The following is a 13,501-nucleotide window of genomic DNA, read 5'->3' on the forward strand; positions in this document are numbered from 1 at the left end:
GGGTGGGGCCCACCTACGACTTGATTGAACGGCACCGGGACACCCAACCCTGGACGGTGTCGGTGGTGGTGCGCAGGACCTGGACGGACTCGGGGGCTCGCACGGACGTGTCCTTCGACGTGACGGTGCCACTGGCGATGTTCTTTGGGACCCGGATCCCCGGCCCCGACGATGGAGGGGCGTCTTCGGAGTAGCCCCGGGGCGGACCCCGTACTATGGGAGGTCCACCATGAACTTCGAGCTGACCGACATCCAGCGCGAGATCCAGCGGCTGTGCCGCGAGTTCGCCGCCAAGGAGCTCATCCCCAACGCCCGCAAGTGGGACGAGCAGCACGCGTGGCCCACGGACGCGGTGAAGAAGCTGGCGGAGCTGTCCCTGCTGGGCATCGCGGTGCCGGAGGAGTGGGGCGGCGCGGGCCTGGACAACGTCTGCTACGCCATCGCGATGGAGGAGATTTCGCGCGGCTGCGCCTCCACCGGCGTGATCATGAGCGTGAACAACTCGCTCTACTGCGACCCGGTGTCCAAGTTCGGCACCCCCGAGCAGAAGGAGCAGTTCCTCAAGCCCTTCGCCAGCGGTGAGAAGATCGGCTGCTTCGGCCTCACGGAGCCCGAGGCCGGCAGCGACGCCGCCGCCCAGAAGACCGTCGCCGTGAAGCGGGGCGACGAGTACATCATCAACGGCTCCAAGAACTGGATCACCAACGGCCCCAAGGCCGACGCCATCGTCCTCATCACGATGACGAACAGGGAAGCGGGCAACAAGGGCATCACCGCGTTCCTGGTGCCCACCAACACCCCCGGCTTCACCCGCGCGGAGCCCGACAAGAAGATGGGCATCAGCGCCGCCTGGTCCTGCTCCATGTTCTTCGAGGACATGCGCGTCCCGGAGAAGTACCGCCTGGGCAAGGAGGGCGAGGGCTTCAAGGTCGCCATGTCCACGCTGGACGGCGGCCGCATCGGCATCGCGTCCCAGGCGCTGGGCATCGCGCGCGCGGCCTTCGAGGAGGCGGTGCGCTACTCGGGTGAGCGCAAGACGTTCGGCAAGCCCATCCGCGACCACCAGGCCATCCAGTTCATGATCGCGGACATGGCCATGGAGATCGACGCGGCCCGCCTGCTCGTGTGGCGCGCGGCGCTGATGAAGGACAAGGGCGTGCGTCACAGCCCGGAGAGCGCCATGGCCAAGCTCTACGCCAGCGAGATGGCCAGCCGCGTGGCCAACAAGGCCCTGCAGATCCACGGCGGCATGGGCTACAGCAAGGAGATGGACGCCGAGCGCCACGTGCGCGACGCGCGCATCACCGAAATCTACGAGGGGACGAGCGAGATCCAGCGCATCGTCATCTCCGCCAACCTGCTGAAGGAGTAGTCCCCCGGCCATGAAACGCGCGCTCCTCCCCGTGCTGTTCCTGTCCCTGGGCCTGGCGTCTCCGCTGGCGCTCGCCCAGGGCACCTCGAAGAAGAAGGCCGCGGCCACGCCGGCTCCGGCCACGACGTCCGCGCCCAAGAAGGACGACGGGCTGGACGTCAGCAAGCTGCCCTTCACCCCGGACTCCATCCGCCAGGTGATCGCCTACCACATGCCTCGGATCCAGGAGTGCTACGAGGACCACATGGTGGAGAAGGACAAGAAGGTGGAGGGCCTGCTGCGGACCACCTTCACCATCACCGCGGAAGGCGCCGTGCGCAGCGCGAAGATCGACAAGCACGGCAGCACGCTGAAGGACGCGGGCCTCAACGATTGCGTGGTGGCGGTGCTGTCGTCCCTGGACTTCCCCAAGCCCCCGGACGGCCGCGACCACCCCATCGAGTACCCGTTCAACCTCAAGGCCATCGAGTAGGGCTTCCGAGCCCCCCAAGGACGCCCGCGCCCGTGAACTTCGACCTCACCGAGACCCAGACGCTCATCCGTGACACCGCTCGCAAGTTCGCCCGCGAGCGCGTGGCCCCGCACGCCCGCGCGTCCGACCGCGAAGAGCGCTTCGACCCGGAAGTCTTCAAGGCCCTGGCCGAAGTGGGCCTGCTGGGCGTGAACCTGCCGGGCAAGTACGGCGGCGCGGAGGCCGGCGTGGTGTCCTACGCGCTGGCCATGATGGAGATGGCCGCCGCGGACGCCTCCGTGTCCGTGGCCATGGCCGTCACCAACATGTGCGGCGAGCTCATCCACGCGGTGGGCACCGACGCGCAGCGGGAGAAGTTCGTCACGCGCATCACCTCCGGTGAGGCCGTCGTGGGCGCGTTCGCGCTGAGCGAGCCGCACGCGGGCTCCGACCCCGGCGCCATGCTCACCACCGCCGTGAAGCGCGGCGACAAGTACGTGCTCAACGGCAGCAAGCAGTGGATCACCTCTGGCGCCTACGCGGGCGTCATCGTCGTGTGGGCCCGCACGGGGCAGTCCGGCAACAAGGGCCTGTCCTGCTTCATCGTGGAGGGCGGCGCCAAGGGCCTCCACGTGGGCAAGCACGAGGACAAGATGGGCCTGCGCGCGTCCAACACCGTGGGTCTCACCTTCGAGGACTGCGAAGTCCCCGCGGAGAACCTCCTGGGCAAGGAGGGCGACGGGTTCCGCCTGGCCATGATGGCGCTGGACGGCGGGCGCATTGGCATCGCGGCGCAGGCGTGCGGCACCGGCCGCGCGGCGCTGGAAGCGACCGTCTCCTACACCAAGGACCGCAAGGCCTTTGGCCAGGCCGTGGCGGACCTGCAGGGCCCGCGCTTCATGATGGCGGACATGCGCACCCAGCTGGACGCCGCCGAGCTGCTGACCCTGCGCGCCGCCGCCCTCAAGGAGGCCGGCCAGCCGTTCACTCGCGAGGCTTCCATGGCGAAGCTCTTCGCCAGCGAGATGAGCAACAAGGTCGCGGACAAGGCCGTGCAGCTGCACGGTGGTTACGGTTACATCGACGAGTTCCCGGTCGAGCGTTACTTCCGGGACGCGCGCGTGCAGACCATCTACGAGGGCACCAGCGAGGTGCAGCGGATGGTCATCGCCCGGGAAACATTCCGGCGCGAGGGGTAACGCTCCGCTTGTCCCACCTGGGGCGAGCGGGCAGGGGGCACCGGCCGGGTAGGACAGATGCGGACGCGGCCGGGCGTTCATAGAACACGGATCATCACTTGGGGCGGTGCACCGCTTGACTCCTGTAAACCCAGGTGTCTAGGGTGCGCGGCTTCCAACCAGCCTTGCGTTCCCATTCAGGGGACACCCGCGGTCTCCCGTCGCTCCCCGCAGGCGGCCGCGCACCCATTCAAACAGGGGGCAGTTGTACCGTTCCAAGGACTTCCCATTCATGCAGCAGAACGTGAACCAGCAGATCGACGGCGGTGACGAAGACTTCGCGGCGATGTTCGAGGCCTCGCTCAAGGAGCGTGGCGGCGACGGAATCCTGAAGGAAGGCGAGATCGTCAAGGGCACGGTCGTGCAGGTGACGAAGGATTTCGCGATCGTGGACATCGGCTACAAGTCCGAGGGTCAGGTCCCGATCTCCGAGTTCACCAACCCCCGCGGCGAAGTCACCGTGAAGGCCGGTGACCCCGTCGAGGTCCTCCTGGAGAGCCGCGAGAACGACACCGGCATGGTCGTCCTCTCCAAGGAGAAGGCCGACAAGATGCGCATCTGGGACGAGATCTCCGCCGCTTGCGAGCGTGATGAGATCGTCAAGGGCACCATCGTCGGTCGCGTGAAGGGTGGCCTCTCCGTCGACATCGGCGTGAAGGCGTTCCTGCCCGGCTCCCAGGTCGACATCCGCCCTGTGCGCAACCTTGACCAGTACATCTCGAAGGAATTCGAGTTCAAGGTCATCAAGTTCAACAAGAAGCGCGGCAACATCGTCCTCTCTCGCCGCGTGCTGCTGGAGAAGCAGCGCGAGGAGATGAAGAAGGAGACCCTCAAGAACCTCAAGGAGGGTGCGGTCCTCAAGGGCGTGGTCAAGAACCTCACGGACTACGGCGCCTTCATCGACCTCGGCGGCATCGACGGCCTGCTGCACATCACCGACATGTCCTGGGGCCGCATCGGTCACCCCAGCGAGATGTTCAACGTCGGTGACGAAGTGCGCGTCGTCGTCCTCAAGTTCGACCCCGCGCAGGAGCGCGTCAGCCTGGGCCTCAAGCAGATCCAGGAGGACCCGTGGCACCGCGCCGACGAGAAGTACCCCGTCGGTACCCGCGTCGCCGGCAAGGTCGTGTCCATCACCGACTACGGCGCGTTCATCGAGATCGAGCAGGGCGTGGAGGGCCTGGTGCACGTGTCCGAGATGTCCTGGACCAAGCGCCTCAAGCACCCGTCCAAGATCCTGGAGGTCGGCCAGACGGTGGAGGCCGTCGTCCTCGACATCGATCCGAAGGCCAAGCGCATCGCGCTGGGCATGAAGCAGATCGAGCAGAACCCCTGGACGCTGCTCGAGGACAAGTACCCGATCGGCTCCGTCATCAAGGGCCAGATCCGCAACGTCACCGACTTCGGCGTGTTCGTCGGCGTCGAGGAGGGCGTGGACGGCCTGGTGCACGTGTCCGACATCTCCTGGACCCAGCGCATCAAGCACCCGGGCGAGATGTTCAAGAAGGGCGACGAGGTCGAGGCGGTGGTCCTCAACATCGACGTCGAGAACGAGCGCTTCAGCCTGGGCATCAAGCAGCTCCAGCCGGATCCCTGGGAGACCCTCTCCGAGCGCCTGCCCGTGGGCAGCCGCGTGAAGGGCAAGGTCACCAAGGTCACCGACTTCGGCGCGTTCGTGGAGATCGAGCCGGGCATCGAGGGACTCGTCCACGTCTCCGAGCTGAAGGAAGAGCGCGTGGAGAACCCCCGCGACGTGGTGAGCGAGGGCCAGGATGTCGAGGTGAAGCTCATCGACATCAACACCCCGGACCGCAAGGTGGCGCTGTCCATCAAGGCGCTCATCGGCGAGGGCGAGGACTACCGCGAGTACCTGCGCAAGCAGGCCGAGGGTTCCAAGGCCCGCCTGGGCGACGTCATGGCCTCCAAGCTGAAGAAGTAATCAGCCCAACGTCTTGACGTGAATAGCGGCCGGGTTCCCCAGTGGGAGCCCGGCCGTTTCCATTTGATTCGGCGGAAAGCGGCCGTGATAAGTGCCTTTCCGGCGCTTTTCTCTTTTACAGACGGTTCCCTCTCCAGGAGGCAATTCCATGGCTCGTGAAGTCGTCATCGTGGGCGCGGCCCGTACCCCCATCGGCTCCTTCCAGGGAGCGCTGTCCAAGCTCACCGCTCCCCAGCTGGGCGCCATCGCCATCAAGGCGGCGCTGGAGCGCGCGGGCGTGAAGCCGGAGGCCGTGCAGGAGGTCATCATGGGCTGCGTCCTGCAGGCGGGCGTGGGCCAGGCCCCGGCGCGTCAGGCCACCATCTTCGCGGGCCTCCCGGAGTCCGTCCCGGCCGTCACGCTGAACAAGGTCTGTGGCTCCGGCCTCAAGGCCGTCATCGCCGCGGCGCAGTCCATCGCCCTGGGTGACGCGGACGTCGTCGTCGCGGGCGGCATGGAGTCCATGTCCAACGCGCCCTACATCAGCCACACGATGCGCGGCGGTTCCCGCATGGGCAACGTGGAGTTCAAGGACGCGATGATCTCCGACGGCCTCTGGGACGTGTACGGCAACGTCCACATGGGCAACTGCGCCGAGGAGTGCTCCACCTCGCAGGGCATCAGCCGCGCGCAGCAGGACGAGTTCGCGCTGGAGTCCACGCGCCGCGCCATCCAGGCCCAGAAGGAAGGCCTGTTCGCGGCGGAGATCGTCCCCGTGCAGATTCCGGGAAAGAAGCCGGATGAGTTCACCACCGTCTCCGAGGACGAGGGCCCCAAGAACGCCAAGCCGGACAAGATCCCGGGCCTGAAGCCGGTGTTCAAGAAGGACGGCACCGTGACGGCCGCCAACGCGTCCTCCATCAACGACGGCGCCGCGGCGCTGGTGCTGATGAGCGAGGAGAAGGCGAAGGCGGAAGGCCGCACCATCCTGGGCCGCATCAAGGGCTACGCGCAGGCCGCCCGCAAGCCGGTGGAGTTCACCATCGCGCCGGCGGACGCCATCAACACGCTGCTCACGAAGCAGAACGTGACGGCCAAGGACGTGGACCTCTGGGAGATCAACGAGGCCTTCTCCGTGGTGGCCATCGCCAACAACCGCATCCTCGGCCTGGATCCGGCCAAGGTGAACGTGCGCGGCGGCGCGGTGGTGCTGGGCCACCCGATTGGCGCGTCCGGTGCTCGCGTGCTCGTCACGCTGCTCCAGACGATGAAGGACCAGGACAAGAAGCGCGGCGTGGCGTCGCTCTGCATCGGCGGCGGCGAAGGCATCGCGCTGATGGTCGAGCGCTGAGGACCTGACCGCATGAACAAGGTCTACGCGAGCGCGGATGAGGCGGTCGCCGACATCCCGGACAACATCACCCTCATGAGTGGTGGGTTCGGGCTGTGCGGCAACCCCGAGAACCTCATCACGGCCCTGCACAAGAAGAACGTGAAGGGCCTCACCATCATCTCCAACAACTGCGGCACCACGGAGCTGGGGCTGGGCATCCTCCTGCAGAACAAGCAGGTGAAGAAGATGGTCGCCAGCTACGTGGGGGAGAACAAGGAGTTCGAGCGGCAGTTCCTCTCCGGGGAGCTGGAGGTGGAGCTGAACCCGCAGGGCACGCTCGCGGAGCGCATCCGCGCCGGGGGCTGCGGCATCGGCGGGTTCTTCACGCCGACGGGCGCGGGCACCCAGGTGGCGGAGGGCAAGGAGTCGCGGATGATCGACGGGCGGCTCCATGTCCTGGAGACGCCGCTGAAGGCCGACTTCGCCATCGTCCATGCATGGAAGGCGGACACCTGGGGCAACCTGGTGTTCCACAAGACGGCCCGGAACTTCACTCCCATGATGTGCATGGCCGCCAAGGTCACCATCGTGGAGGCGGAGCACATCGTGCAGCCGGGCGAGCTGGACCCGGACCTGGTGCACATCCCGAGCATCTTCGTGCACCGCATCGTGCAGGCGCAGAACCTCCAGAAGTGGATCGAGCGGCGGACCGTCCGCAAGAAGGCGTCCTGAGCCATGCCCCTGACTCGTGAACAGATCGCGCAGCGCATCGCCCAGGAGCTGAAGGACGGCTTCTACGTGAACCTGGGCATCGGCATCCCCACGCTCGTGCCCAACTACATCCCGCACGGGGTGGAGGTGGTGCTCCAGTCGGAGAACGGCCTGCTCGGCATCGGGCCTTACCCGGAGGAGGGGAGCGAGGATCCGGACCTCATCAACGCGGGCAAGGAGACGGTGACGGTGGTGAAGGGCTCCGCCTTCTTCGACTCCGCGCTGTCCTTCGGGATGATCCGCGGCGGCCACATCGACCTGGCCGTGCTGGGCGCCATGGAGGTCAGCGAAGAGGGTGACCTGGCCAACTGGATGATCCCCGGCAAGATGGTGAAGGGCATGGGCGGCGCCATGGACCTGGCCGTGGGTGCCAAGCGCATCTACGTGGCCATGGAGCACGCCAACAAGGACGGGCAGCCCAAGATCCTGAAGAAGTGCTCGCTGCCGCTGACGGGCCTCAAGTGTGTGCACCACATCGTCACGGACCATGCGTTCATGGACGTGACACCGGAGGGACTGGTCCTCCGCGAGCTGGCACCCGGACTGACGGTGGAACGGGTGCAGCAGCTCACCGAGCCGAAGCTGAAGATCGCGCCCGACCTGCGCGAGATGAAGTTCCAGGCCTGACGTGGAGTGCTAGGGTGCGCTTCCGTTTCCCAGTGTGGGACGGAAGCCACCTTTCCCCGGGGAACGGAGCACCGCATGGCTGATACCTCGGAGAAGCCCGTCCCCGCGCCTCGCGCGCACCGCATCGACCATGAGCTGCCCGTGGCGTACCGCACGGTGGCGGGCTTCGTGACGGACTGGGCGGTGAACCTGTCGCGCGGCGGGCTCTACATCAACACGCCGCAGCCGCTGCCGGTGGGCACGGTGGTGCGCCTGTTGGTGTCGCTGCCGGGCGCCAGCTTCCCGGTGGACCTGTCCGGGAAGGTGACCCGCACCAATGCCCAGGGGACTCAGGGCTCCGAGGTGCCGGGGATGGCGGTGGAGTTCCTGGACGTTGACGACGAGAAGCGGTCGCGCATCGAAGCGTTCGTGGAGCGCCTGCGGGAAGCCCTGCCGGCGGACGAGCGTGGCAGTGCGACCCGGAAGTAGGGCGGCCCCACCCAGGCGGCCCCCTCGAGTGCGCCTGCGATGACGACGCTGCCCGAATCCCCCATTGAACTGACGATTGAACGGCTGGGCCAGCTGGGCGAAGGCGTGGCCCAGTGGGAGGGGCGCACCGTCTTCGTGCCCGGCGCCTTCCCTGGCGACACCGTGCGCGTGCGCCTGGAGGCCCAGGGCAAGGTCCTGCGCGGCCTGTTGGGCCAGGTGCTGACGGACGGTGCGGAGCGGGTGTCGTCGCGCTGCGTCCTGTCCGACGCGTGCGGCGGCTGTGACTGGCTGGAACTGTCCGTCCCGGCGCAGCGGTCCGCGAAGCAGGAGATCGTCCTCTCCACCCTGGAGCACCTGGGCCGCTTGAAGCGCACGGCCTTCACGGTGCGGCCGTTGATGGTGGCGCCTCGGGACTGGGGCTACCGCCGCCGCGCGGTGCTGCATGGGGCGGGGAAGGGGGCGCTCGGCTACTTCGGCCGGCGTACACACGAGCGTATCCCCGTGGAGGTCTGCCCCGCGCTCACGCCCGTGCTCACGGCGCTGCCCGGCAAGCTGGCCCCGCTGCTCAAGCCGCTGGCCAAGGACACCGAGGAGGTGCTGCTGCTCGCCGAGGGCGACAAGGCCGCGTTCGCGGTGAACCTCAGCGGCCAGGTGACGGCGCGGCACCTGGAGGCGGCGGAGGCCGCGGTGCGCGCGCTGCGGCTGGAGGGCGCGGTGCTGGTGCCCAAGGAGGGCTCGGCGCGGCTCATCGGCCGGCCGGTGCTGCGCTCGCTGTCCCCGCTGCGACCCGAGGTGCCGGTGTACCTGCGGCCGGATGCTTTCGCGCAGGCGCACGCGGAGGCCAACGTGGGGCTCGTCACCGCGGCCCTGTACGAGCTGGGCGCGCAGGAGACGGACTCCGTGCTGGAGCTGTACTCCGGCAACGGCAACTTCACGTTCCCGCTGGCGGGCACGGCCGGGTCGGTGCTGGGCGTGGAGTCGTCGCCGGTGGGCGTGGAGCTGGCACAGCGGAGTGCTCGCGAGGGTGGGGTGGCCAACGTGCGCTTCATCCAGGGCGACGCGCGCAAGGTGTGCGACGGGCTGGTGGCGGAGGGGCGTTCGTTCGACCTGTGCCTCGCGGATCCGCCTCGGGCCGGGGCGCCGGGCCTGGCCAAGTGGATGCGCGCGCTGAACGTGCGCCGGGTCGTCTACGTGGCGTGCGACCCGGCTTCGCTGGCGCGCGACGCGGCGGGGCTGGTGGAGGCCGGTTACAAGCCGGTGGCGCTCCAGGTGGTGGACATGTTCCCGCAGACGCACCACGTGGAAGCGGTGATGTCCTTCGAACGGGGAGCCTGACGCGCCATGGACGCCCGCATCGTCGAGTTCGCCGAGGTCCTCCGCCAGAACGGCGTGCGCGTCAGCACGTCCGAGGTGCAGGACGCCCTGCGCGCCACGGCGGAAGTGGGCGTCCAGGACCGGAGCCTGTTCCGCTCCGTGCTGCGCGCCACGCTGGTGAAGCGCGAGCTGGACGTGGAGACGTTCCGCCGCGCGTTCGACTTCTACTTCTCCGGCGCGGCCCGCACGTTCGAGGCCATCGACAAGTCGCTGGCGAAGCAGCTGGAGGAAGAGGGCTACCTGGAAGGCGACCTGCTGAAGATGGTCATCTACCAGATGAACCTGCTGGCGCCGGAGATGTCCCCGCTCGCGCAGGCCATCCTCGCGGGTGACCGCGCGCGGCTGGCGCAGATCTTCCGTCAGGCGTCGCTCCAACTGGACCTGGGGCAACTGGAGAGCCCTCTGCAGACGGGGTTCTTTACGCGGCGGATGCTCGCGGGCGCGGGCATGGAGCGGGCGCGCTCCGATCTCAAGTCGATGGAGGACGAGCTGAAGGCTCGCGGGCTCCATGCCGAGGGCGTGGAGATCGTCTCGCGCCACGTGGCCGCGGCGATGCGCAAGATTGAAGACGCCGCTCGCGCGGAGGTGAAGCGTCAGTCCGAGGCTCGCATCCGGCGCCGCACGGACAACGTCACGGAGAAGCCGCTGCACCTGCTCACGCAGGCGGAGGTGGACCAGATGGAGGCCGCCGTCCGCACGATGGCGGAGAAGCTCAAGAGCCGGATGATCCGCAAGCAGCGCTCGCACCGTCGCGGGTCGCTGCACGCCCAGCGCACGCTGCGCCGGAACATGCCGTGGGACGGCATCCCCATGGTGCCCGTGTTCCGCACCCGCAGGCCGGAGCGCCCGGAGCTGGTGGTGCTCTGCGACGTGTCCGACTCCGTGCGCAATGCGTCCCGCATGATGCTGCTGTTCATGCACACGATGCAGTCGCTGTTCGTGCGCGTGCGCTCGTTCGTCTTCGTGTCCGACGTGGGCGAAGTCACCCAGTTCTTCAAGGACCTGGACGTGAGCGAGGCCATCGACGCGGCGACCGCCGGGCGCACCGTGTCCATGAGCTCCAACTCCAACTACGGCCGTGCGCTGGCGGACTTCACGCGCGACCACCTGGGCAGCATCACGCGCCGCACCACCGTGATGATCATTGGCGACGGCCGCAACAACTACAACGCGAGCAACGCCTGGGCCCTGAAGGACCTGAAGCGCAAGGCCAAGCGCGTGCTGTGGATCTGCCCCGAGGACCGGGGCAACTGGGGCATCGGCGACAGCGAGATGCTCACCTACGAGAAGCACTGCACCCAGGCCGTGGTCGTCACCTCCGTGACGGACCTGGCCCGTATCGCGGAACAGCTCGTCCCCGTCTGAAAACCCTTTCGCACCCGAGGAGCGCCCCCATGGCCCCGTCCTTCTTTGACGACTACCAGGACGTCCCCAACGTGGAGACCGGTCCGGACTTCGACGCCGCCGACGACCGCACGCTGCGCATGGCGTCCCGGCCGGTGGACAAGGCGCTGCTCGACCAGCTGGTCCGCTACCAGGAGACCTTCCTGACGCACGTGGAGGTGGACGCCGGTCCGGAGGCCATGGCCGGCGCGGCGAAGGCGGCGCTGGAGACCAGCGGCCTGGACGTGAAGGCCGCGGAGTGGGGGAGCGCCGTCCTCCGGGCCTTTGGCGGGCGGCGGTGGACCGTGCAGCGGCTGCGCTCGAAGCTGACGGAGCTGGAGTCCCGCTCCGGGCCGGAGGTGGACGAGGTGAAGAAGCGCGTCCAGGGCGAACTGGTGAAGCAGGAGCGGGAGACGGACGCCCTGGGCCGGCGGTACGGCGTGGAGACGGTGGCCCTGCTCCGGGAGCGCGAGGCGGAGCTGGTGGCCCTGCACACCCGGCTCACGAAGGTGCTCAGCCGGGGATGACCCGGCGTGTCCGCCCGGTTGCATTCCGCGTCCGGGCGTTCCATAACGGCCCGTTTTCCTTCAAGGCCCACCCATGAAGCGCTACTTCATCCACACCTTCGGCTGCCAGATGAACGTCAACGACTCGCTCCGCATGAGCGAAGCGTTGTCGAAGATGTCCTACGTCCCCACGCCGGAGCCGGACAACGCGGACCTCATCATCCTCAACACCTGCTCCATCCGGGAGAAGGCCGAGGACAAGATGCTGTCCGCGCTGGGGCGCTACCGCGCCGTGAAGGCCAGCCGGGGCGCCATCCTGGGCGTGGGCGGCTGCGTGGCCCAGCAGGAGAAGGACAAGCTGCTCAAGAAGGTCCCGTACCTGGACTTCGTCTTCGGCCCGGACAACATCGCGAAGCTGCCGGAGGTCATCGCCCGCGTGCAGGACGCCCGCGAGCGCGTGGTGGAGACGGCCTTCGTGGACTCCGAGGAGTACGTCTTCCCGCGCGCCGACGCGGAGACGTCCCGCGGCAAGGTGACCGAGTTCGTCACCGTGATGAAGGGCTGCGACAACGTCTGCTCGTTCTGCATCGTCCCGCACACCCGTGGCCGCGAGGTGAGCCGCAACTTCCCGGAGGTGCTCAACGAGGTGGCGGACCTGGCCGGCGTGGGCCTGCGCGAAGTCACGCTCATCGGCCAGAACGTCAACTCGTACCTGGGCGGCATCAGCTTCGCGCAGCTGCTGCTGCGCACCGCGGAGGTGCCGGGCATCGAGCGCGTGCGCTTCACGACGAGCCATCCGCATGACCTGTCGGACGAGCTGATCGAAGCCTTCCGCGTGCAGCCGAAGATCGCCCCGCACTTCCACCTGCCCGTGCAGTGCGGCAGCGACCGCATCCTGAAGATGATGCGCCGCGACTACACCGTCGAGCAGTACATGGAGCGGCTGGAGAAGCTGCGCGCCGCGCGGCCCGGCATCGCCATCACCACGGACATCATCGTGGGCTTCCCCGGGGAGACCGAGGAAGAGTTCGAGATGACGATGCAGCTCACCGAACGGGTGAAGTACGACAACCAGTTCTCCTTCGTGTACAGCCCGCGCCCCAAGACGGGCGCCGCGCTGCGCGAGAAGGACTGGGGTCCCATCCCGCACGAGGTGAAGGTGGCCCGGCTGGAGCGGCTGCAGAAGCTGCAGCGGCGCATCAGCGGCGAGTACACCCAGGCGCAGGTGGGCCTGGACGTGGAGGTGCTGGTGGAAGGGCGCTCGCGCTACGACGCCACCAAGCGCTTCGGCCGCACGCCGGAGAACCGCACGGTGAACTTCGAGGGTGATGCTCCCGCGGGCTCCATCGTGAAGGTGCACGTGGAGCGCGCCACGCCCAACCAGCTCGGGGGCAAGCAGTTGGTGGTGCTCCAGGCCCCCACCGTGGCGCCGCCCGCCGTGGAGTTGCCCGTGCCGCTGCATGTCCCGGCGGAGGCCTGACGCTTCCGCCGCTGTCCCGCCGTCGGAGGTAGCCCCATGCCGTTGAAGCCGTTTCGCGGGGTGTCCCCCCGCGTCCATCCGAGCTGCTTCATCGAGGACTCCGCCCAGGTGGTGGGCGATGTGGAGCTGGGCGAGGACTCGTCCATCTGGTTCAACTCCGTGCTGCGCGGGGACGTGAACTCCATCCGCATCGGCAAGCGCACCAACATCCAGGACCTCACCATGATCCACGTCACCAGCCAGGGTGACTCGACGACGGTGGGCGACGACTGCACGGTGGGCCACCGGGTCATCCTCCACGGGTGCGTCGTGGGCCACCGGGTGCTGGTGGGCATGGGCGCCATCCTGATGGATGGCGTGGAGGTGGGGGACGACTGCATCATCGGCGCCGGTACGCTGCTGACGCCCGGGACGAAGATTCCCCCGGGGTCGCTGGTGGTGGGCTCGCCCGGCAAGGTGAAGCGCCCCATCCACGACGGCGAACGTGAGTTCCTGGTGCAGTCCGCCCTCCACTACGTGCACACCGCCGCCGAACACCGCGCCAGCCGCTGACGTGGCCGCGTTGTGCGTGTTAGGAACA

Annotated in this window: 13 protein-coding genes and 1 pseudogene; all 14 read left to right on the forward strand. The window is 68.0% G+C overall.

Translation table 11 applies throughout. The annotated features are described in order from the left end of the window. Positions 1–194 (forward strand): annotated as a pseudogene (locus D7Y11_RS13335) (hypothetical protein); the annotation flags it as partial. A 35-nt stretch (positions 195–229) separates the two neighbouring features. Beyond that, on the forward strand, positions 230–1,372 hold the full coding sequence (locus D7Y11_RS13340) for an acyl-CoA dehydrogenase (RefSeq protein WP_120577608.1): 1,143 nt from the start codon (positions 230–232) through the stop codon (positions 1,370–1,372). 10 nt (positions 1,373–1,382) lie between these two features. Further along, positions 1,383–1,844 (forward strand): AgmX/PglI C-terminal domain-containing protein, encoded by a 462-nt coding sequence (locus D7Y11_RS13345; RefSeq protein ID WP_120596118.1) that lies wholly within the window; start codon positions 1,383–1,385, stop codon positions 1,842–1,844. Positions 1,845–1,876: 32 nt separating this feature from the next. Then, positions 1,877–3,022, forward strand: coding sequence for an acyl-CoA dehydrogenase family protein (locus D7Y11_RS13350; protein WP_121753109.1), 1,146 nt, complete (start codon positions 1,877–1,879; stop codon positions 3,020–3,022). A gap of 271 nt (positions 3,023–3,293) precedes the next feature. Further along, on the forward strand, positions 3,294–5,000 hold the full coding sequence (locus tag D7Y11_RS13355; protein WP_120563302.1) for a 30S ribosomal protein S1: 1,707 nt from the start codon (positions 3,294–3,296) through the stop codon (positions 4,998–5,000). 148 nt (positions 5,001–5,148) lie between these two features. Next, positions 5,149–6,330 (forward strand): thiolase family protein, encoded by a 1,182-nt coding sequence (locus D7Y11_RS13360; protein ID WP_120577611.1) that lies wholly within the window; start codon positions 5,149–5,151, stop codon positions 6,328–6,330. A 12-nt stretch (positions 6,331–6,342) separates the two neighbouring features. Then, entirely contained in the window at positions 6,343–7,044 is a 702-nt protein-coding gene (locus D7Y11_RS13365; RefSeq protein ID WP_120563244.1) for a CoA transferase subunit A, read from the forward strand. A gap of 3 nt (positions 7,045–7,047) precedes the next feature. Then, entirely contained in the window at positions 7,048–7,710 is a 663-nt protein-coding gene (locus D7Y11_RS13370) for a CoA transferase subunit B (protein ID WP_126933886.1), read from the forward strand. Positions 7,711–7,785: 75 nt separating this feature from the next. Then, positions 7,786–8,178 carry a TIGR02266 family protein gene (locus D7Y11_RS13375; RefSeq protein WP_120577614.1) on the forward strand — a complete coding sequence of 131 codons (393 nt, stop codon included), beginning with the start codon at positions 7,786–7,788 and terminating at the stop codon, positions 8,176–8,178. A 39-nt stretch (positions 8,179–8,217) separates the two neighbouring features. Then, complete coding sequence (locus D7Y11_RS13380) at positions 8,218–9,513, forward strand: class I SAM-dependent RNA methyltransferase (RefSeq protein ID WP_126933887.1); 1,296 nt, start codon at positions 8,218–8,220, stop codon at positions 9,511–9,513. A 6-nt stretch (positions 9,514–9,519) separates the two neighbouring features. Next, complete coding sequence (locus D7Y11_RS13385; protein ID WP_120577616.1) at positions 9,520–10,917, forward strand: VWA domain-containing protein; 1,398 nt, start codon at positions 9,520–9,522, stop codon at positions 10,915–10,917. A gap of 29 nt (positions 10,918–10,946) precedes the next feature. Next, a complete protein-coding gene (locus D7Y11_RS13390; RefSeq protein ID WP_126933888.1) occupies positions 10,947–11,462 on the forward strand; it encodes a hypothetical protein in 516 nt (171 codons plus the stop codon). Between the two features lie 73 nt (positions 11,463–11,535). After that, positions 11,536–12,921 carry a tRNA (N6-isopentenyl adenosine(37)-C2)-methylthiotransferase MiaB gene (miaB, locus tag D7Y11_RS13395; protein ID WP_120577618.1) on the forward strand — a complete coding sequence of 462 codons (1,386 nt, stop codon included), beginning with the start codon at positions 11,536–11,538 and terminating at the stop codon, positions 12,919–12,921. Between the two features lie 36 nt (positions 12,922–12,957). Continuing rightward, on the forward strand, positions 12,958–13,473 hold the full coding sequence (locus tag D7Y11_RS13400) for a gamma carbonic anhydrase family protein (protein ID WP_120563250.1): 516 nt from the start codon (positions 12,958–12,960) through the stop codon (positions 13,471–13,473). Positions 13,474–13,501: the final 28 nt, after the last annotated feature.

Source organism: Corallococcus sp. AB018 (genome assembly GCF_003986945.1).
In the GTDB taxonomy this organism is placed as follows: Bacteria; Myxococcota; Myxococcia; order Myxococcales; family Myxococcaceae; genus Corallococcus; species Corallococcus exiguus.